This is a genomic window from Pseudomonas massiliensis, assembly GCF_000826105.1.
Lineage (GTDB): Bacteria > Pseudomonadota > Gammaproteobacteria > Pseudomonadales > Pseudomonadaceae > Aquipseudomonas > Aquipseudomonas massiliensis.
This window is the reverse complement of the sequence record NZ_CCYK01000007.1, coordinates 2126412-2149536: the sequence shown is the minus strand read 5'-3', so window position 1 is coordinate 2149536 and position 23125 is coordinate 2126412. Positions and strand designations below refer to the sequence as shown.

Genomic DNA, 23125 nt, shown 5'->3' with positions numbered 1-23125 from the left:
TCATGAACGCGCAACTGCAGCCGGAAACGGCCCTTTACCGTGCAACCGTGCCGGCGGGCGAGCCTTGGCTCACTGAGGTGAAAGCCGGGCAGACGCTACGCATCCTCGACCTGGAAGGAAACCAGGCCATCGACACGCTGTTCTACAGCGCCGCCAACCCTCGAGAGCGCTATGACGTACAGCGGACCCTGCGCCGGCAGGGCAATGTATACCTGGGCAAGGGCAGCGTGCTGTATTCGAACCTGGGCCGCCCGATGCTGACCCTGGTGGATGATAATTGTGGACGCCACGACACCCTGGGCGGCGCCTGTTCCCAGGAGAGCAATACCGTTCGCTATGCGCTGGACAAGCGCCATATGCACAGCTGCCGGGATAACTACCTGCGTGCCTGCGCCCATGATGGCCGCCTGGACAAGCGGGACATCAGCCCCAACATCAATTTCTTCATGAACGTTCCGGTGACGCCCGAGGGGGGCCTGACGTTCGAAGACGGCATTTCCGCGCCTGGCAAGTATGTACTCCTGCGCGCCGAGATGGACGTCATGGTGTTGATCTCCAACTGCCCTCAGTTGAACAACCCCTGCAACGGCTACAACCCGACTCCCGCGGAGTTGACAGTATGGGCCTGAGGCGCTGGGCGCGCCTGCTGCGGCAATGGCTGTACCTGTGCTGCCAGGTCCGGGCGGGCCGTCTTCTGTATCGCTGCGAGCCGCCTGACCGTTTCCGACCGCATTCATGATTCAGTCTGGGGACGGCCCCAAGACCTCGTAAGCACTGTGGGACGACCCACAACCCAGCCGAGCGGCGCAGGCCGTTTCAGGGGCTACTCATGTTCGAATCACTGTTGATCGCCAACCGCGGCGCCATCGCTTGCCGGATCCTGCGCACCCTTGGCCAGATGAACGTCAAGGGCATCGCGGTCTATGCCGAGGCCGATGTGGCCAGCGGTCATGTCACCCAGGCCGACCAGGCCATCAGCCTCGGGGAGGGCGCGGCGGCCAGCACCTACCTGGCGGTGGACAAGATCATTGCCGCCGCCCGCCAGGCCGGCGCGAGGGCTATCCACCCCGGGTACGGGTTTCTTTCCGAGAACGCGGCCTTCGCCGAGGCCTGTGAAAACGCGGGCATCGCTTTCGTTGGCCCGACGCCGGAACAGTTGAAGCTGTTCGGCCTCAAACACACCGCCCGTGCCCTGGCTCGGGCCCATGGCGTACCGCTGCTCGAAGGCACGGACCTGCTGGATACCCTCGAGGATGCGCTGGCCGCCGCCGACCATGTGGGTTACCCGATCATGCTCAAGAGCACAGCGGGCGGGGGCGGAATCGGCATGCGGGTGTGTAGTTCGGCCAGTGAACTGGAGGAAGCCTTCGAGGCGGTTCGCCGCCTTGGCCAGAATAATTTCAGCGACAATGGCGTGTTCATCGAGAAGTACATCCAGCGCGCCAGACATCTGGAGGTACAGGTCTTCGGCGATGGGCAGGGGGGCGTCATCGCCCTGGGTGTACGGGATTGCTCGGTGCAGCGTCGCAACCAGAAGGTCGTGGAAGAAACGCCCGCGCCGAATCTCGCGCCAGGGATAGCCGAAGCCCTGTGCGAAGCCGCGGTGCGGCTGGCCAAGGCAGTGGACTACCGTAGCGCGGGGACCGTGGAGTTCGTGTTCGACGCCCAGGCGCAGCGTTTCTATTTCCTGGAAGTCAACACCCGACTGCAGGTGGAGCACGGGGTGACCGAGCAGGTATGGGGCATTGACCTTGTACGCTGGATGGTCGAACTGGCTGCGGGTGCCTTGCCGCCACTTGAGGTGCTGGCCAGCCGCTTGCAACCACGCGGGCATGCGGTCCAGGCGAGGCTCTACGCCGAGGACCCAGGCAAGGAGTTCCAGCCAAGCCCGGGATTGCTGACCGCTGTCCAGTTCCCGGAGGCCGATGGCGAAACGCTTCGGGTGGACACCTGGGTGGAGGCCGGCTGCGAGGTCCCGCCCTATTTCGACCCAATGCTCGCCAAGCTGATCGCCTGGGGCGAGAACCGTGGACAGGCCTGCGCGCGACTGCAAGAGGCGCTCGATAGCACCTTGATCTATGGCGTGGAAACGAATCGGACCTACCTCAAGCAGATCCTGCAGGATGCGCCCTTCGCTCAGGGCCAACCCTGGACCCGTTGCCTTGAGCAACTGGTGTACCGGGCCGCTACGGTGGAAGTGCTCAGTGGCGGTACCCAGACCAGCGTACAGGATTTTCCGGGGCGCTTAGGCTATTGGGCCGTCGGCGTTCCGCCGTCCGGGCCCATGGACAGTCGGGCACTACGCCTGGGCAATCTGTTGCTAGGGAACAGCGAAGGCGAGGCGGCGTTGGAAATCACCATGGCCGGACCCTCGCTGCGTTTCAATACCGACGCGGTAGTGGCAGTCACAGGCGCGGCCCTGCCCGTCACGGTCGATGGCCGCGCTGCCAAGATGGATACCGCGCTGCTGGTCCGGGCGGGCTCGGTACTGAGCCTCGGCGCCATCCCGGGGGCGGGGGCACGAGCCTATCTCTGTGTCCGCGGCGGCATTCAAGTGCCCCGCTACCTGGGCAGCAAGAGCACCTTTACCCTCGGGCAGTTCGGTGGGCACGGCGGGCGGGCGCTGCGAGCCGGTGATGTGCTGCACCTGGCGCCCTTGCTTGACGAGACGGTCGGCGCCAGGCTGCCCCCTCGGAAGCCGCTCGCCGCCATCCGTGAACTACGGGTGATCTACGGGCCCCATGGCGCCCCGGAATACTTCACGCCCGAGTACGTCGAGACCTTCCTGGCCACCGAATGGGAAGTCCATTTCAACTCCAGCCGCACGGGGGTCCGCCTGATCGGGCCCAAGCCGGAGTGGGTACGCCAGGACGGTGGCGAGGCGGGCCTGCACCCGTCCAATATCCATGACAACCCCTACGCCATCGGCGCCGTGGATTTCACCGGTGACATGCCGGTGATCCTCGGGCCGGATGGTCCGAGCCTGGGCGGCTTCGTTTGCCTGGTCACGGTGATCGAAGCGGATCTCTGGCAGTTGGGCCAGCTCAAGGCTGGAGACAAGGTACGCTTCGTGCCGACGGATATCCCTACCGCCCGCGCCTTGGCCACCGCGCCGCTGCAGAGCGAGGAACAGGTGAGCCCTGCAGCGCCAGAACCCGCGGGGGTACCGGGTTCGCCGATTGTCATGGACGTGGGCAGCGGCGATACCCGGCTGGTCGCCCGGGTGGCGGGTGATACGCATCTGCTTCTGGAGATCGGCGACCCCGAACTCGACCTGGTATTGCGTTTTCGCGCTCATGCATTGATGCAGGTGCTGGAGCAGGCGGGGCTGGCGGGAGTGTTTGACCTGACCCCAGGCATCCGCTCGCTCCAAGTGCATTACCAGCCGGAGCGTTTGCCCCTGCGGCAACTGCTCGAGACAGTCGCGTGCCTGTGGGATGTGGTTTGCGCGCAGACCGACCTGGAGGTGCCCTCGCGGATAGTCCACTTGCCACTGTCCTGGGACGACCCGGCCTGCCAATTGGCGATTGAAAAGTACATGACCACGGTGCGCAGGGACGCACCCTGGTGCCCCAGCAACCTGGAGTTCATCCGTCGGATCAACGATCTCCCCGACCTGGATGAGGTACAGCGTACAGTGTTCGACGCCAGCTACCTGGTCATGGGCCTGGGTGACGTCTACCTGGGCGCGCCCGTAGCTACGCCGCTGGACCCAAGACACCGCCTGGTCACGACCAAGTACAACCCTGCGCGCACCTGGACGGCGGAGAATTCGGTGGGCATCGGCGGCGCCTACATGTGCGTTTACGGCATGGAAGGGCCCGGCGGGTACCAGTTCGTGGGCCGCACCCTGCAGATGTGGAACCGCTACCGCGAGGTGCCGGCCTTTGGCGGTAAGCCCTGGTTACTGCGGTTCTTCGACCAGATCCGTTTCTACCCCGTGACCGCCGTGGAGCTTGAGCGCATACGCCGCGATTTCCCCTTGGGCCGCTTCGAATTGCATATCGAGCAGAGTCAGCTGCGGCTGGCCGACTACCAGGCTTTTCTGGCGGAGGAGGCCGACAGCATCTGCGCGTTCCGCCAGCGGCAACGGGCCGCGTTCGCGGCGGAGCGCCAGCGCTGGGTAGACAGCGGCCAGGCGCATTTCGAGAGTCTCGAAGTCATGCCTGAGCAGGCCGAGGAGGCGGTATTGCCTGTGCACCTGCTCAGTGTGGAAAGTCCTATCGCCGGGAACCTGTGGCAGGCCCAGGTCAGGCCTGGTGACCAGGTAGAGGCCGGGGCCACCCTGGTCGTCCTTGAGTCCATGAAAATGGAGATACCGCTGCAGGCACCCTGCGCTGGCGTAGTGCGCGAAGTGAGAGTCGAGCCCGGCGCCGCCGTGCGGGCTGGCCAGCGTGTCGTTGTCATCGAGCCGTCAACCAATGGAGTCGCAGCATGAACCCGTCCCTTCAACTCGATTCGCTGCGCCAACGCTACCTGAGCGGCGACGTGACGCCCCGGCAACTGATCCTTGGGCTACGTGATCAAGCCGAAGCGATGAACCCCGACTACAACATGTTCATCCATGTGTTGACCGCGGCGCAGTTGCAGCCGTATCTGGAAGCGCTTGAAGCTTCGTCCATCGAAAGCCTGCCGTTATACGGCGTACCCTTCGCGATCAAGGACAATATCGATCTCGCTGGCATTCCCACCACCGCTGCCTGTCCGGCCTTTGCCTATACACCTGAGCGCTCGGCCACCGTCGTGCAGCAGTTGATCGACCTTGGCGCCGTCCCGCTGGGCAAGACCAACCTGGACCAGTTCGCCACGGGCCTGAACGGCACCCGCTCGCCCTATGGGGCGTGCGTGAACAGCGTGCTGCGCGATTATCCCTCGGGCGGCTCCAGTGCTGGATCGCCGGTGGCGGTAGCCCTTGGGCTGGTCAGTTTCGCCCTGGGTACCGATACCGCCGGTTCCGGCCGGGTGCCGGCGGCGCTCAATGGCCTGGTGGGCCTGAAGGCCACCAAGGGCCTGATCTCCACGGCGGGCGTAGTGCCGGCCTGTCGTACGCTGGACTGTGTAACCACCTTCACCCAAACGGCAGCCGAAGCCAGTCGGTTATTGGCCTTGCTGGCAGAAGCCGACCCCACCGATGACTACAGCCGAAGCAACCCGGCCTGGAACGATGGGAGCGCCTACGGACGTGTCGGCACTTTCCGATTCGGCATTCCTCGCCAGCAGGACCTGGAATTCTTCGGATGCGCCGAAGGCCCGGCCTTGTTCAGCGATGCCGTGGAACGGCTACAGGCATTGGGCGGAGAGCCTGTCACCATCGACCTGTCCCCGTTCCTGGAAGCAGCCAAGCTACTGTACGAAGGGCCCTGGGTGGCCGAGCGCTATAGCGTGGTCGGGGATCTGGCTGCGGCACAGCCGCAGGCGCTATTGCCGGTGATCCATGCGGTGCTGGCCAAGGCGCCCGGAGTGACAGGGGTGGACACCTTCCGCGCTCAGTATCGACTGCAGGCCCTCAAGGCTCGATGTGATCGGGTCATGAACGATATCGACTGCATGCTCACTCCCACCATCGGGCGGCCCGTTACCTTGGCCGAACTGGCCGAGGAGCCTGTACTGCGCAACGCCGAACTGGGCTACTACACCAACTTCATGAACCTGCTCGATTATACCGCCGTGGCGCTGCCCAGCGCCCGGATGGCCAACGGGCTGCCCTGGGGCATCACGCTCTTCGCAAGGGCCTTTACGGACCAATACCTGCTGAGCCTGGGCAACGCCTATCAAGGGCTGGCGGCGCCAGCCACCCTGGCGCGTAACGACAAAGCCCGGGTGGTGGTCTGCGGTGCTCACCTCGATGGCCTGCCTTTGAATTGGCAGCTCAGGCAGCGAGGCGGCGTATTGCTGGAGGCTACCCAAAGTGCCGCGGCGTACCGCCTGTACGCCTTGGCGGGAGGGCCAGTGAAGCGTCCAGGCATGGTACGTGTACGAGACGGCGGCGTGGCCATTGCCGTGGAGGTGTGGCAGTTGCCCAGCGCTGAACTGGGTTCCTTCCTGACCGGGATACCCGCGCCCCTGGGGCTGGGCAAGGTGGAACTGAGCGACGGCCGTTGGGAAACGGGGTTCATCTGCGAATCCGACGGCCTTGAGGGCGCAACGGACATCAGCCAATGGGGCGGATGGAAGGCCTGGCTGGCGTCCATGGGGTGAACGCCGGGCGGCGCGTCTTCCGCGCCACGGGGAACGCGTCGCTCAGCCTGGCCTGGCCTGGCCGGTGGCTCACCCCGAGGACAGCTTCATCATCACCAAGCCACCGATGATCAGCAGCGCCGCGACCAGGCGCATGGGCGTGGCCGGCTCTCCCAGCACGAAGATGCCTACAAGGAAGGCGCCGACCGCGCCAATGCCTGTCCAGAGTGTATAGGCCGTGCCCAGGGGCAGCGTCTTCATGGAGACGGTCAGCAGGCCGAAGCTTGCCGTCATCGCCACCAGGGTCACGAGGGTGGGCAGGGGTTTGCTGAAGCCCTCGGAGGTTTTCATGGCAAACGCCCAGAGCACTTCCAGCGCGCCTGCCAGGATCAGGTAAATCCAAGCCATGCTCGGTTCTCCGTGAACCGGGCCGTCCCGGATGATCGCCCAACGTGGGTGAGGTCGTCCTCGGCGCCAGTATCGCATGCTGGCCAGGGCTTCGATAGCGAGCTCTCGGGCCGATAGACCAAGGTTATGCCGCGCAGGTCACAGGCAAGCCCAGCATCATCCAGTTCCGATAGAGCCAGTAAGCCGTTGCCTGCGTGAACGACTGGCCGCAAATCACGCTCTAATCACCAACATGATTTTTTCATGTGCTGCGTGAGCATTCGTGTGTCGGGACGCCTGTGCCATTGCCGGTTTGTAGTGCCGCCAGCGCGCCGATTCCGGCCTGAGCCATCGCTCATTACGATACAGATGACGCCTATGCAAACGACCTATAGCATCTCCCTGGTTTGCCTTTCGGTACTGATCGCCATAGCGGGTTCGTTCACCGCGTTGGACCTGGCCGGCCGTGCCCAAGCGTCCAGAGGCTCGATGTCGCGGGTCTGGCTATGCGCCGCCGCCTTTTGCATGGGCGGGAGCGTATGGTCGATGCATTTCGTCGGCATGTTAGCGTTCGGAATGCCCGGCATGGAAATCCAGTATGACCTGGGGCTGACATTGGCGTCGCTGCTGGTGCCTATCGCGGTCACGGCCGTCAGTTTCTTCGCGGTGGCGCCTGGCAAGCCCGATCGCCGTACGCTGGCAACCGGTGGGGTGTTTATGGGGCTTGGAATCGGAGCCATGCACTATATGGGCATGGCCGCGATGACCCTGCATGCGCACCTCTCCTATAGCTGGGGCTGGGTGGTGCTGTCCTTCATGATCGCCATCAGTGCTTCGACGGTCGCGCTGTGGCTGTCCGCCCAGGCCAGGCGGCTCTCGTTCCAGGCGATATCCGCACTCGCCATGGGCGTAGCGGTGGCGGGCATGCATTACACCGCTATGGCAGGCGCCAACTTCACGCCCATGGAGGACGCCGTCTCGTTATCGCCGGGCAGCGAACTGGACCTGCTGACCCTTGCCATCTCGGTCGCAGGTTCCACGTTCATCATTCTTTTTCTTGGGCTAGCCGCCTCCCTTCACGACAGGCGCATGGCGATGATGGGTGAGCGGGAGGCCCAGGCCTTGCGGACGAGTGAAGCCAGACTGCGCCACCTCTATAGCAAGACACCATTGCCACTGCATGCTTTGGACAGCGAAGGTCGCCTGGAGTCGGTGAGCGACGCCTGGTTGAGGCTGGTGGGTTATCGGCGGGAGGATGTCATAGGCCGACCGCTGACCAGTTTCATGACCGAGAGCTCGGCCCGGCAACTGTTGAGCCAGGATTGGCCGGTCTTGCTTCAGACCGGCGAATGCCTGAATTCCGAATACCGGTTGGTAGTCCGCGATGGCAAGTTCATCGACGTCCTGGCTTCGGTCCGCTGGGAGGAAACGTCCCAAGGCCCGCTGATCATCGGCGGGTTGGTCAATATCACCGAGCGAAAGAATGCCGAGGCTGCGCTTCGGCAGGCGCAGAAGATGGAAGCGGTGGGCAAGCTCACCGGTGGCGTTGCCCATGATTTCAATAATCTGCTCAACGTGATCAGCGGTAGCCTGGAACTGCTGCGCGCCCGCTTGCCAAGCGACATTCCCCGCGCCGAAAAGCTGATCGACAATGCGCTAATGGCCACTCAGCGCGGCGCGGCCCTGACCCAACGCATGCTGGCGTTCGCTCGGAAACAGGAGCTCAAGCCCGTCTCGGCGGGGCTTGCCGAAACCGTCCTCGGCCTGCGTGACCTCTTGCAGCGCTCAGCCGGCCCCAGCATTGCGATCGAATGCCGCTTCGCCTTGAGCCTGCCGCCGGCCTATGTGGACGTCAATCAGCTTGAAATGGTGTTGATGAACCTGGTCGTGAATGCCCGGGACGCCATGCACGCTGGGGGGACCATCTTCATCGAGGGGCAACTGCGTCTGGCTTGCCCCTCGCCCCAGGAGGCGGAACGCGAGTACGTCGTGCTTAGCGTCCGGGATACCGGCACGGGCATGAGCCCGGAAACGCTGAGGCGCGCTACCGAGCCGTTCTTCACCACCAAGGGACCAGGCAAGGGTACTGGTCTAGGCCTTTCCATGGCCCATGGTCTGGCCGAGCAGTCTGGCGGCCGCTTCGAAATACACAGCGAGTTGGGTAAAGGTACCTGTATCGAGCTCTGGTTGCCGGTGGGTCAGGCCGCCCCGTCAATCGAACCAGTAGCCAGTGCGGTCGAACCCCCCGCCAATGTAGGCGGGCGGGCGCTCTCGGTCCTATTGGTCGACGATGACCCTCTGGTGCTTGCCAACACATGCGACCTGCTCGAGGACCTGGGCCATAAAGTTACAGTGACCAGCACTCCAGAGGCTGCACTCGTCGCCCTACGGGCCTCGACGGGCTTTGATCTGATGATCACGGACCAGATGATGCCCGGAATGACAGGCACCCAGCTTATCCAGGTTGCAGCCATGGAATGGCCATGGATGCCGGCCCTGCTGGCCACTGGCTACGCGGAGCTTTCGGAGGTCGAAAGACCTCGCCACGTACTGGCCAAGCCCTTCAGTCAGCAAGCGCTGTGCGGGGCGATCCAGGCAGTAATGGGTCCGGAGAAATCCAAGGTAGTGCCCTTGCGGTAAGAATGAGCCTAACCATGGCTAGCCTCCCAGCTTGCTCAGGACGAATGCCGCCAGGAAACCGGCCACGGTGATGAGCCCGGCGAAGTTGTGGGTTTCCTCGAACGCTTCCGGGATCATGGTATCCACTAGCATGGAAAGGATGGCGCCCGCCGCGATGGCCGTGGTGGCGGCAACCACATCCGGGGAAAGGTCGCGGAACAGCGTATAGCCGACCAATGACGCGATGCCCGAAGCCAGCGCAATGCTGCCCCACACGCCAAATATATAGGCCGCCGAGCGTCCCGCTCGTTTCATGCCCGCCGCGCTCGCCAGGCCTTCCGGGATATTGGAGAGGAAAATGGCAATGACCGCGACCTTGCTCACGGCCCCGCCCTCAAGCATCGACAGCCCGATGACGATGGACTCGGGGATGCCGTCGAGGAGCGCGCCGACGGCAATGGCGGCGCCACTGCCTTGGTCGTCCGCTTCCGAGGGCTGGCGTTCGCCTGAGCGTTTTCGGTGCCTGGCACCGTAGCTAGCCAGTACCCAGTTCGCCAGGGTATAGACCGCCGCCCCGGTGAGAAACCCGAACGCTGTGGAATCGAAGCCGCCCTTTTCGTAGGCCTCCTGCATCAGTTCAAAGGACAGCGCCGAAATCAGCACACCGCTGCCGAAAGCCATCACTGCGGCGATCAGCCGGCGCGGCACCTTGATGAAATACGCGATGACTGCCCCTATCAGGAGCGCGCCGCCCGCCAACAGCCCCCACAATCCGGCCTGCAGCCACACCGGTAGATTCGCCATAACCGCCTCCTGAATGACCGGCCCCTTCCTTCGGACCCTTGCCATGCTCGAGCGATCCCTGGGCCTCATCCGGGCCTCGTTATAGCGGAAGTGATCAGGCGAGCTCTTAACGGTGGGTGACGATTCCCTCAAGTCCTTCGGTGGGCGACTGAGTTTCACCTGGTGAGATGGCATTCGTGGGTAGGTTTTCGCCCAGCTTCAACGCCGATGATTCGATTAGCCTGGCCAGTATCCGCGCAGGGTCACTCAGGGTCCGCTCAGGTCGGTGAACCAGGCCGATGTCGCGATGGAAACCGTGCTTTCCCAGATCCATGGCCCGGACGCTTTCCGGCCAGCCCTGATGCCCCAGTGTCTGCGGCACCAAGGCTACCCCGACGCCCTTGGCCACTAGCTCGGTGATGGCTTCAAGCTCGTCCAGTTCACAGCGCTCCTGGGGCGCGACTGGCAGGCTGCGCAGGAACCTGTCCACCTGCCGGCCTCCGAACGAAGCTCGGTCGTAGCGGATGAAGGGCTGCGAAGCGAGCAGGTCGCGCCAGTGGGCCTCTGGTGTATCCCTGGGCACCAGTAGACGGTAGGGCTCGCGCGCAATCGGCGTCCAGCGCAGGTCGCTCTGCAGCGAGAAGGCAGGGTGGATGATGACCGCCATGTCGATGTCACCTGCATCTACCTGATCCAGCAACGTCATCGACAGGCCTGGCAGAACGCGGGTACGAACGTCCGGGTATTGCCCATGGAAACCGGCCAGTGCGCCAGGGAGGAGCGTTCGTTGCGCCGAGGCGATCGCGCCCAGGGTAACCATCCTCGGCGGCTGAGGTTCGGGGGCAGGGGAGCCCAGGCTCTGGTAGAGCGTGACCATTTGCTGTGCTTGCAGGAGGGTTTGATGACCCATAGAGGTCAAGACAGCGGTGCGGCCGGTTCGGTCGAACAAGCGGACGCCGATGTCCGCTTCGAGGCGGGCGATCTGCGCACTCACGGCGGCCTGGGTCAGGCCGATCTTCTGCGCAGCCGCTGCGAACGTACCTTCGCGCGCTACCGCGATCAGGGTTTTCAATTCACGAATCATTGATCGAATTTATTTGTGGGTCTCGCAAAAATATATTGTTTTTCTTGTTGATTGGCCAACCGCTAAAGTGCGGCATGGCCGGATTTCTGCCAAGGCCTTAAAGCCGGTACGTCGTTTTCAGCCCAATAAGGAGTTACTGGATGAGCCTATCTCCCTTTCACCTCGCGATTCCCGTCTACGACCTGGCCGCGGCGCGTGCTTTCTATGGCGAAACCTTCGGCCTGGCCGAAGGGCGTTCCAGCGAGCACTGGGTCGACTTCGACTTCTACGGCCATCAGCTGGTGATCCACGAACACCCCAGGACCGCGAGCCAAGAGGCGGCTCATACCAATGCAGTGGACGGTCACGATGTGCCGGTGCCGCACTTTGGCATCGTGTTGAGCTGGCCGGAGTGGGAAGCACTGGCAGAACGGCTCAAGGCTCATGGTACGGCCTTCGTGATCGAGCCCTACGTCCGCTTCAAGGGCCAGGTGGGTGAACAGGCAACCATGTTCCTGTTCGACCCCTGTGGCAATGCGCTTGAGTTCAAAGCCTTCAAGGATATGCGCCAATTGTTCGCCAAGTAATGGAGCGCGAGAGGCAGCCTGATCGTCGCTCCCTGTAACCTTCGGGCTTTCCGGAGGACTAACGGAAGAGCCTCTATCTTCGCTAAGGAGTTCCAACCATGATCGCTCACTGTATTTCCGGCCACAGTGGCCTGGCACGGCCGCTCCACATGCCTTGGTCCTGGCGCGCTGATGAATCGCCATTGAATGACCTGGACGATGCCGAAGAGGACATCGCTGAACTGGATGGCGACGTGGCCGACGCGCTCGCCGAACTCCTCGACGAACGCGCGCCATTGGCAGACCCTGGCACGCCTTGAGGCCGTAGATCACGGAGATCTTCAATCGCGGGAATCAGCTCTTCCTGACCCAGGCTTGGCGTTCCCTGGCCTACCTTGCCGCGCTGCACGGTGATAGATCCGCGACCACGCTGCTGAAAAGCATGGCTTCGGGACTCATTGTTCATTTTTCTGCCTCAGGGATGCAGACGCCCCAGGGGCGACCAGGTTACGGCAGCCCCTAAGCATTCGCTCACAGCCTTAAGGGCTGCCACTTTCATGTGACGAACCTGGCAGTGGAAATTATTTCGGTTTTGGTCTTTCATTGCGCTTTCGCAAGCTAAGGAAGCGCATATGAAAAAGGGTACGCTGGTGTGCATGGGGCTTTTTGTAGCGAGTGTCCAGAGCGCCCACGGTGCTGATCGGACACTTCCCAAGGGGTCGCTACTTTGTGACAGCGCGGCATCCATCGAGCGCCTCGAGCAGGGCGACTACCAACTGATCCGTGGCTGCCGACTCTCCAGACAGGATATGGCAGTGGAAATCCTGCAAACTTCGACAGCGGGCTCGGCACAAGTCTATGTGCCGGCAAGAAATGTGCGTGCGTATGTTCAGCGCAACGCATTGAAGTAGGCCGCCATGGAGACTGCTGTAGTTCTTCGACGGGACATTCGTATCTTTCAATTGTCCTACTATCAGAAATGCGCAGCACTCCCTATACTCGTTGGCTCCGACTCGAAGGATTATCTTATGTCTCGCCTCGCAGAATTCCGTGCCCTTGAACAACAGCTCGCCGCACAGCTCGCAGAGCTTGAAAACATGAAGAACGATGAAGGCCTCAAGCGCGAGGTCGAGTTCGAAGAAAAACTGCGCGACCTGCTTGGCGAATATGGCTTTAGTTTGAAGCATATCGTCGAGATTCTCGATCCGCAGGGTTCATCCCGACGTACTCGCGCGCCGGCCCCGGAACCGGAAAAAGCGACCCGCCGGGCACGCCAGGTCAAACGCTACAAGCACCCTGAAAGCGGCGAAGTGGTGGAAACCAAAGGTGGCAATCATAAGGTGCTGAAAGAGTGGAAGGCCCAATACGGCGCCGAAACTGTTGAATCCTGGCTGCAGTGATACCAGTGATCCGAGCGAAGCCGTTGCTGGCAGCCTCGCTCAGACCAGGGCGTCGGTAACGGGCGCCCGGCCGCTATCGGCAGTTGCCAGCTTTGCGGTAGCCCGCCTTGACCGCTTCGGCCTCGGAGGCGAAGTTGATCCGGTTCTTTTCGCCAACCTGGGTATACCCAGGGCAGCCTTCGGGTAGATGATAGACATGACTGCCCCGGTTTCCGATGATCGAGCCTGGCGCGGCCTTCGAGGCTGAACTGTCCTGCTTGGGCTGCGTGGTCGGCCGCATCGGTACCGGGCTGACCACGCCATCGCCCACAGGTTTATAGCCCAGGCTCCAGGCTCGCTGCCTGGTAACGAAAGGGTTGTCATGGCCCATGATGGCGGCGATTCGCGTGTTGCGTTCGCGCTCCCAAGTGGTCACCGGGAATTGCTTGTCCCACGCCATTAGAAGTTGTTGCTGTTGCCTGGACATGCTCAAGTTGTAGCGATCGAACATGTAGAAGGTGGTGCGGGCCACAAGGCCCTTGACTTCATCGCGTGGCTCGGCGGTTCGATGATCGAAGTCCACACGGGTTTTGCACTGGCCGTATTGCGGCGCGACGCCGGGCGCCATGCCATAGTTAAAGTTACTGCGGTCGCCATTCACTTCGCCAACGGAGGGGTAAAGGTTGAACAGGTCGGCTTCCATGGCACGGAAGACAGGGTCATCTTTGACACAATGTTCCCGACCACCGTCTTGCCAACATTGCCTTTGCTGGCCGAAGGTCCAGGCCGGAACAATATGTTCCCACTCGGTACGCTTGGCGCGAGTTTCCTGGGCGCGGGTTTGAAGGCCGCAGGACTGTGCATCGATTCGTCCGCCGGACTTGCCAGTCCAGGCCCAATGACAGCCGCAATAGAGTTCACCCAGGTCGCTGTTGGCCTGGTCGAAGTAAACCTTCTGCTTGGCGATAACCTTGGCTTCGGCGAAGGTGGCGGGCGGATCGGCAAATGCGGGAAAAGCGACAAGCAACGACAACAGCGGGGCAAGGAAAGTGTTTTTCATAGGGCAATAGTCGGTGAAGGAAGGGCATTATAGTGCGCACCGGCAAAAATGCGCCCTTGTCTTATGGACAGGCACTACAATGGTTAACTTCGTTCAAGCCCGCGGTATTCACGAGTTACCCCGTGCCGCGCCCCACGCGCGGCCAAGGTTGCTCATGATAATGATTCAATAAGATGCCCGAGCAGCTGCATGGCCCGTTCCGATTCATCGGTCCACGGATGCCCGTAATTGAGCCGAGCGCAGTGGCCGAACGAGCGCGTCGCCGAAAAGATCGGCCCGGGCGCCAGGCTCACACCCTCTGCCATGGCCAGCCTGAAGAGCTTGAGCGCGTCGACCTGGGCGGGGAATTCGAACCAGAGAAAATACCCGCCTACCGGGCGCGTGACCCGGGTCTGCGCGGGAAAGTATCGAGAGGCCGCCAGGAGCATGGCCTGTTGTTGGGTTTCGAGGCCGTGCCTTAGCCTGCGCAAATGGCGATCATGCCCGCCGTGCTGCAGGTAATCGGCAATCGCCGCCTGCGCCGGCACCGACGGCGAGATGGTGGTCATCAGCTTGAGCTGGAACACCTTGCTGGCGAAGCGCCCGGCCGCGACCCAGCCGACCCGGTAACCCGGAGCCAGGCTTTTGGAAAACGAACCGCAATGCATTACCAATCCATCGCGGTCATAGTGCTTGATCGGCGTTGGAGGGTGGTCGCCGAAGTACAGCTCGGCGTATACATCATCTTCGATCAGTGGCGTTCCATGGCGATGCAGCAGATCCACGAGCTGGCGCTTGCGCCCATCGCTCAGGCTGGCCCCCATGGGATTCTGGAAGGAACTCATGAACCAGCAGGCCCTTATCGGCAGCTTGTCGAGGGTATCGGCCAGTACATCCAGGTCGATACCGTCCCGGGGATGCACTGGAATCTCCACGGCCTTGAGCTTGAGGCGTTCCAGCACCTGGAGCGACGCATAAAAAGCCGGAGCCTCGATCGCCACCAGGTCCCCGGGCGAGGTGACCGCCTGCAGGCATAGATTGAGCGCCTCCATGGCACCCGTGGTGATCACCAGCTCTTCCACGGGCAACATTACCCCAGCCAGGGTGTACCTCAGGGCGATCTGGCGTTTCAGTGCGTCGTTGCCGTTGGTCTGGTCAGCGATGATCTGATGAGCCGACAAGCGTCGCAGGGCCTGGCCCATGGACTTGGCCAGGCGCGGCAGGGGAAACAGATCGGCGCTGGGAAACGCGGAGCCGAAGGGTACAGTGTGAGGGTCGCGCAGGGAGCTGAGCACTGAGAATACCAGTTCGCTTACGTCCACATCCTGGGCAATACCCTCCTGGCGCTTGATCTCCGGTTCGGCTAGCGAGTCCCGCGCCAGCGCACGAACGTAATAACCCGAGCGCGCCCGCGCCTGGATCAGCCCGCGGTCTTCGAGCAGGTAGTACGCCTTGAACACGGTGGCAGGGCTGACCCCGTAGTTCTGGCAGGCCAGCCTGACCGAGGGCACCCGTTCATTGGGAGCCAGCACACCGGAGCGTATCAGCGCGGCGATTTCATCGGCGAGCTTTTCGTAGCGCTTGAGCTTGTGCATGGCATGGGGTCCGGAACGCGTGTAGGGCGGCACTATAGCGGATCTGCCGCTGGCTTTACCGCGGTGGGAACCAGCGAAGCTGGTGAAAAGGACCAATGAGCTGGCTGTCGAGCAGGGAAACTAAGGCCGCGGCTTCGTTGCCCAAATCGGGACGCTGCAGGCGCTGGGTTGTCGCCCGTATCCGGGCCATCCGGCGTAACCGCCCATTTGCCAAGGACCCTCAATGAATTCTGTAAAACTGATCCACCATGGCGCCGCCGAGGGCGTCACCGGGTCGTGCCACCAGGTGTGGCTGGATGATACCTTCAGCCTGCTCATCGACTGCGGCCAGTTCCAGGGCGTCGATGAAGGCCTGGCTGGCGAGGACCCGCTGGGCTTGGACTTTCCCATCGAAGGAATCAAGGCCCTGGTGGTCACGCATGTGCATATAGACCATGTGGGGCGCATCCCCAACCTCCTGGCGGCCGGGTTCGAGGGGCCTATCCTGTGCAGCGAGCCCTCGGCTCAGTTGTTGCCTATCGTGCTAGAAGATGCCTTCCGCCTGTCCATCAGCCGTGACCAGGAACAGCTGGAACGCTACCTGAAAGTGGTGGAGCAGCGAATCTTTCCGTTGCCCTACGGCAACTGGTTCACCGTGCATGAAACCGATACGGCGCTCTGCAAGCTGCGGCTGCAGCCTGCCGGGCATGTGCTTGGTTCGGCCTATGTGGAGCTTGACCTGGGTGAGCCCGGGAATGAAGAGCATAGCCAGCGGATCGTGTTCAGCGGCGATCTGGGAGCGCCTCATTCACCCATCCTGCCGGATCTGGTACCGCCGGAGCGGGCCGACCTGCTGCTGTTGGAGAGCACCTACGGCGATCGCCGCCACGAAGATCGTGCCCACCGGCGAGAGCGCCTGCAGGTCGCCATCGAACGGGCCCTGGCCGACCAGGGGACTGTATTGATTCCGTCCTTCAGCATCGGGCGGACCCAGGAGTTGCTCTACGAGCTGGAAGAAATTCTTCACGACGAAACCGAGGCCGCCGCCCCGACAGGTGAGAACGAGGATGCGAAGGGCGGCAACAGGGGCGCCCCGGACATCGACTGGCCCAAGGTGCCTATCATTCTCGACTCGCCCTTGGCCAGCCGCTTCACAAAAACCTACAAGGCGTTGCAGGGTTACTGGGATGAAGATGCCCAGCACCGCCTGGAAGAGGGGCGCAAGCCGTTGTCTTTCAAGCAGCTGATCACCGTGGACAGCCATGAGGACCATACACGCATCGTGCAGCATCTGACCGAAACCGCACGTCCGGCTATCGTGATCGCCGGCAATGGCATGTGCTCGGGCGGGCGCATCGTCAACTACCTCAAGGCCATGCTGGGCGACCCGAGGCACAATGTGGTCTTCGTCGGTTACCAGGGCCAGGGCACCCCTGGGCGCGACATCCAGACCCACGGTCCCGAAGGCGGCTTCGTGATGCTGGAAGGGGAGCGCATCGACATCCGTGCTGGTATCGACAGCGTGGGCGGCTACTCGGCGCACGCGGACCAGGCCGACCTCGTCGGTTTCGTCACCCGTATGAAGCAGTGGCCAAAGGAAATCCGCCTCATACACGGCGAAGACCAGGCCAAGCAGTGCCTGGCAGAGGTGCTGGAAAGCCGTTACCGGGAAGCGGGGAAGGAAGGTCGCATCAGCATACCCTGAACTTTCAAATTCAGGTTCCCGAGCATCTCTCATACATAAACGCCCTTAAGGGTCGAGGTATAAAAACCGTGACTGACGCTGGGACATTCCTGGATGGACAGGGATGTCCTGACAATTTGTTGCCCCGCTATCGTCCAGAATGGTATATCGTCGCAATAAAGTACTAAATGCGCGTGTAGGGCCTTTCATGCAGCATCAAGCCCGTACTCACTCCGGTATAACAATGAACAATGGAGCCCCCGATGACGCTTGTTTCCACCAATCCCGCTACTGAGCGACCGTTGCAGCGTTACGAACTGCATAGCTGTGCCGAGATCGAGAACAGGCTTGCCCAGGCGGCTACCGCGCAACTGGCCTGGGCGCAGGTCGATATCGAGCAGCGGTGCGGTGCTTTGCGGCGTATCGCGGACGTGCTTCGCCAAAAGCGAGCGGCGTATGCCTTGCTGATCACCCGGGAGATGGGTAAGCCCATCACCGAGGCGGAAAGCGAAATCGAAAAATGCGCGGCGACTTGTGAGTTCTATGCCAGTCAGGCCCCCGTCTTCCTGGCAGACCTTCCGGTGAGTACCAGCGCGGCGGATAGCCGAGTAGTGTTCGACCCCTTGGGCGTGGTCCTGGCGGTGATGCCGTGGAACTATCCATTCTGGCAGTTCATCCGTTTCGCCGCGCCAGCCCTTGCAGCGGGCAACGACGCCATTCTCAAGCATGCCAATAACGTCCCGGGCTGCGCTCTGGCGCTCGAACAGCTATTCGTCGAAGCCGGGCTGCCGGACGGGCTGATTGGCACCGTGCTGATAGACGCGTCCCAGGTGGCGGCCTTGCTGGCTGATGAGCGCATTGCCGCGGTTACCCTTACCGGTTCCACGGCGGTGGGCAAGCTGGTGGCAGCCCAGGCAGGCGCGCTGATGAAAAAGCAGGTGCTTGAGTTGGGCGGGTCAGACCCTTTCATCGTGCTGGCAGACGCCGATATCGAGGCGGCGGCTGCAGCCGCCGTCAAGGCGCGCTTCTCCAATACGGGGCAAAGCTGCATTTCTTCCAAACGCTTCATCATAGAACAGAGCGTCGCAGACCGCTTCGTCGAAGCCTTTGTCAGAAGGGTCGAGACGCTCAAGGTCGGCGACCCTGAGGCACCAGACACCCAGATGGGGCCGCTGGCACGAGCCAGCCTGCGCGCAGACATTCATGCTCAGGTCACCCGTAGCATCGAGGCTGGCGCCAAACTGCTCACCGGCGGGCAGCCGCTTCCGGGCCCGGGCTTTTTCTACCCTCCGACGGTGCTCGATCATGTAACCCCTGCAATGGCCGCGGCCACCGAAGAAACCTTCGGCCCGGCAGCCGCGGTAATCCGTGTCGAGGATGCCCGGCAAGCCATCGAGATCGCCAACGCCACGGAATTCGGCCTGGGCGCCGCGCTCTGGACCAGCGACCTGGAGCGGGCCAGCGCCTTGGCAAGGCAGATCCAGGCCGGCGCCGTATTCATCAATGCCCTGGTGGCCTCCGATGCCCGGGTGCCGTTCGGTGGCATCAAACAATCAGGCTATGGGCGCGAGCTTGGTGACTTCGGTATACGGGAATTCACCAATATCAAGACGGTCTGGCAAGGCCCCAACCATTAATTACAAGAAGACCACTCATGATCAATACGCCATCCAACGCATGGCTACTCAAGCCTGAAGCGATCGCCAAGCACGACCGGGGCGGTGGCGCAGCCACCACGCCGCTGGTCACCAAGGGCTTGGGCGCTGTGGGCTTCATCACGGGCTTCACTGAATTTCAGGGCGGGGCGAAAATCCCGTTCCACTATCACAACTGCGAAGAGACCGTAATGCTTATCGAAGGCCATGCCTGGTTCGACATAGACGGCGAATCCTTCGAGGTCAAGCCACAGGACGTCACCTTCATCCCTGCCGGGGTGCCCCATCGTTTTCGCAATGCCTCTGAAACCCAATCCATGAAGATCCTTTGGGTGTATGGTTCGGTAGACGCCAACCGTACCTTGGTGGAAACCGGCGAAACCCGCCCGATCGCCGCCGAGCACGCCAGCTGAACCGACTGAACCCAAACCCGCTATATCCACGGAGTTACGCCCATGCCTGAAGTCGTAGTCTATGCCGTTCAAGGCCGTACCCATGAACAGAAGAAAATGCTCATGCAGAAGATCACCGACGCGGTGATCGAAAGCTTCGACGTACCCCGGGACAAGGTAGTGGTGCAGATCGTCGAGTCGGACCCGAACAACAAGGCCCGGGGCGGCGTGCTTTACAGCGAGCGCTAGGCCTCGCTTTCCAGGCCTGGAAGAAGGTAAATACCTATGATCATAGAAGTCGCGCAGTTGCATATCGATCCGCAACGTAGCGCCGAATTCGAAGCCGCTATTTTGCGAGGCGTCACTACGGTGATCGCCAACGCCAAGGGCTTTCTCGGCTATCAGGTGATTCGCGGGATCGAATCACCTGGCCGGGTACTGCTGCAAATCCGATGGGAAACCCTGGAAAACCATACTCTGGATTTTCGCCAGTCCCCGGCGTTCGAGCAATGGCGGGCCATCGTTGGTGAATTCTTCCTCAGTCCACCGCAGGTAGAGCATTTTTCGGTAGTGGCTTGACTCTGCCCCCAGGCTCAGGCGGCGGTTCCAAGACTGTAGCGCCCATTGACCTTTAACCTTCCCGTACAAAGGTGTCCGATATGAAAGGAATCGCACTGGTCACAGGCGCTGGCAGTGGCATTGGCAAGGCCGTAGCCTGCGCCTTGGCCGCCGAAGGCTATGCGCTGGTACTGGCCGGGCGACGTCTGGGCCCGCTGGAGGAAGTGGTGGCGTTGATCGAGGCGCTTCCCGGAGGGCAAGCCATTGCGGCAGCGACCGATGTGAGCGACCCAGACGCCGTTGTGCGATTGTTCGAGGTCATTCGCAAGCGCTTCGGTCGATTGGATCTACTGTTCAACAACGCTGGCCGTGGCAACCCGCCCGGTCATTTCCTGGAGTGGAGCCCGGAACAGTGGCAGGCGGTCGTGGCGACCAACCTCAACGGCATGTTCTATTGTCTGCAACAGGCGTTCAAGCTGATGAGTGAACAGCAACCCCATGGCGGACGCATCATCAACAACGGCTCTCTTGCCGCCCACGCGCCTCGGCCCAATGCCATCGCCTATACCGCCACCAAGCATGCTGTCACTGGCTTGACCAAGGCTGCGGCTCTGGACGGCCGCGCGCTGAACATCGCCGTAGGGCAGATAGACATCGGCAATGCCATGAGCGACCTGGCTTCGCGGATGGCAAAGGGCGTGCCTCAGGCCAATGGCGAGATAGCGGTCGAGCCGCTCATCGACGCCGAACTGGTAGGCAGGGCAGTGGTGTACATGGCTGGGCTGCCCTTGGATGCCAATGTGCTCTTTCATACCTTGATGGCCACTCAGATGCCGTTCGTGGGTCGCGGCTGACGCCTGGCCACTCGCTTATGCTCCGCCACGCCTGCGCCAGCGCCGATAGAAAGGCTCGGCCACGGCCATGACTACCACCAGGCGCAGGATCTGCATCGCCGTTACCGTTCCAACCGCCAGGCCCAGGGTTTCGGCGGTCAGGTACATCTCGGTCATGCTGCCTGGGGTCATTCCCAAGGCCAAGGTGGCGAAGGGCAGGGCGAAGCACCACGACAGCAGCCGGGCCACGGCAAAGGTGCAAGCCAGGGAGGTAAGCGTATAGGCCGTCGAGAGCAGTAGAAAGGTCGGCGCACGTCGGAAGAACGCTCGGTCGAAATGACAACCCAGCGTACAACCGATCAACACTTGAGCCAGATGGCTCAACCAGCCGGGCAGGCTGGTAGCCAGGTCGAGGCTTGCGGTGAGCGTGGCGCAGAGCATCAGCGGGCCGAACATCCAGGGGTTTGGCCAGCCGGCGCGCTTCCATGCCATGCCGCAAACCAGCCCGCCAGCCAGCAGAGGCGCCAGCCAGTACCAATCCGGTGGCGCGGGTGGGTGGGGAGCCGTGGCTCCGGCACTCATGCCCCAGAGCATGGTAGGCGGCACCACCAGCACGATCAGCACCAGACGCAAGCTGTGCGCGGCTGCCACGCGACTGGTATCGGCCTGGTAGCGCTCGGCCAGGTTGATCATCTCGGCGAAGTTGGCGGGCATGAATGCAAAGAATGCGGTTTCCCTGTTCATGCCGAGACGGTGCAGCAGCAGGATACCGATCAAGGTCAGGAAGATGGTGGTCACGGCGGCAATGGCCATCAGGGGCAGGTGAGTCAGTATTTCCTGCACCACCTGTGCGGTCAGGTGCAGCCCAACCGCCGTGGCAATGATCCATTGGCCAGCGGGCCGGCCATGGGGGATCGCCGCTATCTTCCAGCCGCTGCAGCGGCTCAGAGTGACAGCGATCAAGGCGCCAGTGATCCAGGGCAGTGGCCAGTGCACCAGGCTGGCCAGCCAGCCTCCGCATACGCCGATGATGGGCGTGGGCCACCAGGTTTTGTCGCGCAGGAAAGCCAAGCTGGGCATGGTTGAGCCTTGAAACGTAACGATGGCGAACAGAGCGCCGGATCAGGGCGCCGTGTTCAATGCTTTGATGAAGAAGTCCGTGCTACCAAAGTTGCCGGATTTCAATGCCAGGGCGACGGGTGCCCGGGTCCCGGAGCCAAGCGTCCAGGGCACCCCCGGATCAATGGTGGCGCCGATGCGCAGGGTATCCACACCCAGCGCCTTCACCACCGCGCCCGAGGTTTCGCCACCGGCGACCACCAGCTTGCCTACGCCACGCTCGCTCAGCCCGATGGCCACTTTGGCCAGGGCCGCTTCCATCAATTGCCCGGCCCGCTCCACGCCCAGGTGCTCCTGCGCTTGACGAACTTCCTCCGGCTCGGCACTGCCGTAGACCAGAACCGGCCCTTCCACCAAATGACGCTCTGCCCAGGCCAGGGCTTGGCTCACCTGATCTTCCCCCGCAGCCAGGGCCAGAACATCGAGCTTGTAACCGGGGCGCGTTGCGAGCCAGTGGGCCACCTGACCCCGAGTCGCGGTCGAGCAGCTTCCAGACAGCACCGCGCTCGCCCCTGAAACGGTGGGCAAGGCCGAGGCCTGGGCGATGTCAGGCAGCAGGCCGCGCTGACGGAAATTGGCCGGCAAACCCTGTGCGACACCTGAGCCTCCCGTGACCAAAACATGATCGGCTACGGCTTTGCCGAGGCTCATCAAGTCCTCATTGGTCAAGGCATCAGCAATGGCGTAGCGCGCACCGCCGACCTTCAGGGCTTCCATTTCAGCGACAATGGCAGCCGCGCCCTGGCGTACTGTCGACCATTTCAACAGCTCGACCTGACGTTCAGTCTGCGTTTGCAGGACACGCTTGAGGTTGGCATCGGTCATCGGCGTCAGCGGATGATCGCGCATGCCCGACTCGTTGAGCGGTACCTCCCCTACGAACAGATTGCCCAGGTAGAGGGTGCGTCCGTTATCCGGGAAGGCGGGACAGGCGATACAGAGGTCGGCGTCCAGGGCATCGGCCAGGGCATCAGCCACCGGACCGATATTGCCCTGGGCGGTGGAATCGAAGGTCGAACAATACTTGAAGAAAAATTGCGTACAACCCAACCCGCGCAGGTACTCCAGAGCCTCCAGGGACTCGGCCACCGCCGACTCGGCCGGGGTGGTGCGCGATTTCAAAGCCACCACCACGGCATCGATGTCGTCAGGCAAGGGGCCATGTGGCACGCCCAGTACCTGTACGGTGCGCATGCCACGACTTGCCAGGGTACTGGCCAGGTCCGTGCCACCGGTGAAGTCATCTGCTATGCAGCCTAACAGCGGCTTTGCCATAGCTTGTCTCCTTCTTGTTGTT

The 23125-nt window shown here is 62.2% G+C and carries 21 protein-coding genes; 14 read left to right on the top strand and 7 right to left on the bottom strand.

Annotation, left to right across the window (positions count from 1 at the left end):
* The first annotated feature begins 2 nt into the window (after positions 1 to 2).
* From BN1188_RS20495 to atzF, 3 genes are all read left to right on the top strand, one after another.
* On the top strand, positions 3 to 629 hold the full coding sequence (locus tag BN1188_RS20495) for an urea amidolyase associated protein UAAP2 (protein ID WP_040263557.1): 627 nt from the start codon (positions 3 to 5) through the stop codon (positions 627 to 629).
* A 200-nt stretch (positions 630 to 829) separates the two neighbouring features.
* Complete coding sequence (gene uca / locus BN1188_RS20490; RefSeq protein WP_040263556.1) at positions 830 to 4438, top strand: urea carboxylase; 3609 nt, start codon at positions 830 to 832, stop codon at positions 4436 to 4438.
* Positions 4435 to 6198 carry an allophanate hydrolase gene (gene atzF, locus BN1188_RS20485; RefSeq protein ID WP_040263554.1) on the top strand — a complete coding sequence of 588 codons (1764 nt, stop codon included), beginning with the start codon at positions 4435 to 4437 and terminating at the stop codon, positions 6196 to 6198. The genes uca and atzF overlap by 4 nt, the downstream gene beginning before the upstream one ends.
* Positions 6199 to 6267: 69 nt before the next feature.
* Here atzF and BN1188_RS20480 read toward each other — a convergent pair whose 3' ends face one another.
* Complete coding sequence (locus tag BN1188_RS20480; RefSeq protein WP_040263553.1) at positions 6268 to 6585, bottom strand: DMT family transporter; 318 nt, start codon at positions 6583 to 6585, stop codon at positions 6268 to 6270.
* 357 nt (positions 6586 to 6942) lie between these two features.
* On the opposite strand from BN1188_RS20480, the gene BN1188_RS20475 reads away from it, so the two are divergent.
* Positions 6943 to 9204 (top strand): MHYT domain-containing protein, encoded by a 2262-nt coding sequence (locus BN1188_RS20475; protein ID WP_040263551.1) that lies wholly within the window; start codon positions 6943 to 6945, stop codon positions 9202 to 9204.
* A gap of 18 nt (positions 9205 to 9222) precedes the next feature.
* On the opposite strand, the gene BN1188_RS20470 is transcribed toward BN1188_RS20475, so the two are convergent.
* Positions 9223 to 9987 carry a ZIP family metal transporter gene (locus tag BN1188_RS20470; protein ID WP_040263550.1) on the bottom strand — a complete coding sequence of 255 codons (765 nt, stop codon included), beginning with the start codon at positions 9985 to 9987 and terminating at the stop codon, positions 9223 to 9225.
* 106 nt (positions 9988 to 10093) lie between these two features.
* A complete protein-coding gene (locus BN1188_RS20465; RefSeq protein ID WP_084596309.1) occupies positions 10094 to 11050 on the bottom strand; it encodes a LysR family transcriptional regulator in 957 nt (318 codons plus the stop codon).
* A gap of 140 nt (positions 11051 to 11190) precedes the next feature.
* Between BN1188_RS20465 and BN1188_RS20460 the strand changes: the two genes are divergently transcribed.
* The 4 genes from BN1188_RS20460 (at position 11191) to BN1188_RS20445 (ending at position 12995) form a co-directional block, all read left to right on the top strand.
* Positions 11191 to 11616 carry a VOC family protein gene (locus BN1188_RS20460; RefSeq protein WP_040263549.1) on the top strand — a complete coding sequence of 142 codons (426 nt, stop codon included), beginning with the start codon at positions 11191 to 11193 and terminating at the stop codon, positions 11614 to 11616.
* A 98-nt stretch (positions 11617 to 11714) separates the two neighbouring features.
* The gene (locus BN1188_RS20455) at positions 11715 to 11915 is read left to right on the top strand and encodes a hypothetical protein (protein WP_052469417.1); all 201 of its coding nucleotides are present in this window, start codon (positions 11715 to 11717) and stop codon (positions 11913 to 11915) included.
* Positions 11916 to 12227: 312 nt separating this feature from the next.
* Positions 12228 to 12506: a hypothetical protein gene (locus tag BN1188_RS20450; RefSeq protein WP_040263548.1), complete on the top strand. Its 279-nt coding sequence runs from the start codon at positions 12228 to 12230 to the stop codon at positions 12504 to 12506.
* A 117-nt stretch (positions 12507 to 12623) separates the two neighbouring features.
* Complete coding sequence (locus BN1188_RS20445) at positions 12624 to 12995, top strand: histone-like nucleoid-structuring protein, MvaT/MvaU family (protein WP_040263546.1); 372 nt, start codon at positions 12624 to 12626, stop codon at positions 12993 to 12995.
* 73 nt (positions 12996 to 13068) lie between these two features.
* On the opposite strand, the gene BN1188_RS20440 is transcribed toward BN1188_RS20445, so the two are convergent.
* Positions 13069 to 14034 (bottom strand): endonuclease, encoded by a 966-nt coding sequence (locus tag BN1188_RS20440; protein WP_040263541.1) that lies wholly within the window; start codon positions 14032 to 14034, stop codon positions 13069 to 13071.
* 152 nt (positions 14035 to 14186) lie between these two features.
* Positions 14187 to 15608: a GntR family transcriptional regulator MpaR gene (mapR, locus tag BN1188_RS20435; RefSeq protein ID WP_040263540.1), complete on the bottom strand. Its 1422-nt coding sequence runs from the start codon at positions 15606 to 15608 to the stop codon at positions 14187 to 14189.
* Positions 15609 to 15831: 223 nt separating this feature from the next.
* Between mapR and BN1188_RS20430 the strand changes: the two genes are divergently transcribed.
* The 6 genes from BN1188_RS20430 (at position 15832) to BN1188_RS20405 (ending at position 20730) form a co-directional block, all read left to right on the top strand.
* Complete coding sequence (locus BN1188_RS20430) at positions 15832 to 17292, top strand: MBL fold metallo-hydrolase RNA specificity domain-containing protein (protein ID WP_040263538.1); 1461 nt, start codon at positions 15832 to 15834, stop codon at positions 17290 to 17292.
* A gap of 242 nt (positions 17293 to 17534) precedes the next feature.
* A complete protein-coding gene (locus BN1188_RS20425; protein ID WP_198293234.1) occupies positions 17535 to 18908 on the top strand; it encodes an NAD-dependent succinate-semialdehyde dehydrogenase in 1374 nt (457 codons plus the stop codon).
* 17 nt (positions 18909 to 18925) lie between these two features.
* Positions 18926 to 19339, top strand: a complete 414-nt coding sequence (locus BN1188_RS20420; RefSeq protein ID WP_040263534.1) for a cupin domain-containing protein — start codon at positions 18926 to 18928, stop codon at positions 19337 to 19339.
* Between the two features lie 42 nt (positions 19340 to 19381).
* On the top strand, positions 19382 to 19567 hold the full coding sequence (locus tag BN1188_RS20415; RefSeq protein WP_040263533.1) for a tautomerase family protein: 186 nt from the start codon (positions 19382 to 19384) through the stop codon (positions 19565 to 19567).
* A 36-nt stretch (positions 19568 to 19603) separates the two neighbouring features.
* A complete protein-coding gene (locus BN1188_RS20410; RefSeq protein ID WP_040263532.1) occupies positions 19604 to 19897 on the top strand; it encodes an antibiotic biosynthesis monooxygenase family protein in 294 nt (97 codons plus the stop codon).
* Between the two features lie 71 nt (positions 19898 to 19968).
* Positions 19969 to 20730 (top strand): SDR family oxidoreductase, encoded by a 762-nt coding sequence (locus tag BN1188_RS20405; protein WP_408633617.1) that lies wholly within the window; start codon positions 19969 to 19971, stop codon positions 20728 to 20730.
* A gap of 15 nt (positions 20731 to 20745) precedes the next feature.
* Here BN1188_RS20405 and BN1188_RS20400 read toward each other — a convergent pair whose 3' ends face one another.
* Positions 20746 to 21789, bottom strand: coding sequence for an AbrB family transcriptional regulator (locus tag BN1188_RS20400; protein WP_084596308.1), 1044 nt, complete (start codon positions 21787 to 21789; stop codon positions 20746 to 20748).
* A gap of 42 nt (positions 21790 to 21831) precedes the next feature.
* Entirely contained in the window at positions 21832 to 23103 is a 1272-nt protein-coding gene (gene otnK, locus BN1188_RS20395; protein WP_040263530.1) for a 3-oxo-tetronate kinase, read from the bottom strand.
* Positions 23104 to 23125 lie beyond the last annotated feature (22 nt).

Coding starts and splice junctions, on each gene's coding strand:
- otnK (WP_040263530.1), bottom strand. CDS start 23,103: ATGGCAAAGCCGCTGTTAGGCTGCATAGCAGATGACTTCACCGGTGGC.
- BN1188_RS20455 (WP_052469417.1), top strand. CDS start 11,715: ATGATCGCTCACTGTATTTCCGGCCACAGTGGCCTGGCACGGCCGCTC.
- BN1188_RS20475 (WP_040263551.1), top strand. CDS start 6,943: ATGCAAACGACCTATAGCATCTCCCTGGTTTGCCTTTCGGTACTGATC.
- BN1188_RS20445 (WP_040263546.1), top strand. CDS start 12,624: ATGTCTCGCCTCGCAGAATTCCGTGCCCTTGAACAACAGCTCGCCGCA.
- BN1188_RS20420 (WP_040263534.1), top strand. CDS start 18,926: ATGATCAATACGCCATCCAACGCATGGCTACTCAAGCCTGAAGCGATC.
- mapR (WP_040263540.1), bottom strand. CDS start 15,608: ATGCACAAGCTCAAGCGCTACGAAAAGCTCGCCGATGAAATCGCCGCG.
- BN1188_RS20425 (WP_198293234.1), top strand. CDS start 17,535: ATGACGCTTGTTTCCACCAATCCCGCTACTGAGCGACCGTTGCAGCGT.
- BN1188_RS20470 (WP_040263550.1), bottom strand. CDS start 9,987: ATGGCGAATCTACCGGTGTGGCTGCAGGCCGGATTGTGGGGGCTGTTG.
- BN1188_RS20430 (WP_040263538.1), top strand. CDS start 15,832: ATGAATTCTGTAAAACTGATCCACCATGGCGCCGCCGAGGGCGTCACC.
- BN1188_RS20400 (WP_084596308.1), bottom strand. CDS start 21,789: ATGCCCAGCTTGGCTTTCCTGCGCGACAAAACCTGGTGGCCCACGCCC.
- BN1188_RS20410 (WP_040263532.1), top strand. CDS start 19,604: ATGATCATAGAAGTCGCGCAGTTGCATATCGATCCGCAACGTAGCGCC.
- BN1188_RS20460 (WP_040263549.1), top strand. CDS start 11,191: ATGAGCCTATCTCCCTTTCACCTCGCGATTCCCGTCTACGACCTGGCC.
- uca (WP_040263556.1), top strand. CDS start 830: ATGTTCGAATCACTGTTGATCGCCAACCGCGGCGCCATCGCTTGCCGG.
- BN1188_RS20415 (WP_040263533.1), top strand. CDS start 19,382: ATGCCTGAAGTCGTAGTCTATGCCGTTCAAGGCCGTACCCATGAACAG.
- BN1188_RS20480 (WP_040263553.1), bottom strand. CDS start 6,585: ATGGCTTGGATTTACCTGATCCTGGCAGGCGCGCTGGAAGTGCTCTGG.
- BN1188_RS20440 (WP_040263541.1), bottom strand. CDS start 14,034: ATGAAAAACACTTTCCTTGCCCCGCTGTTGTCGTTGCTTGTCGCTTTT.
- BN1188_RS20465 (WP_084596309.1), bottom strand. CDS start 11,050: ATGATTCGTGAATTGAAAACCCTGATCGCGGTAGCGCGCGAAGGTACG.
- BN1188_RS20495 (WP_040263557.1), top strand. CDS start 3: ATGAACGCGCAACTGCAGCCGGAAACGGCCCTTTACCGTGCAACCGTG.
- BN1188_RS20450 (WP_040263548.1), top strand. CDS start 12,228: ATGAAAAAGGGTACGCTGGTGTGCATGGGGCTTTTTGTAGCGAGTGTC.
- atzF (WP_040263554.1), top strand. CDS start 4,435: ATGAACCCGTCCCTTCAACTCGATTCGCTGCGCCAACGCTACCTGAGC.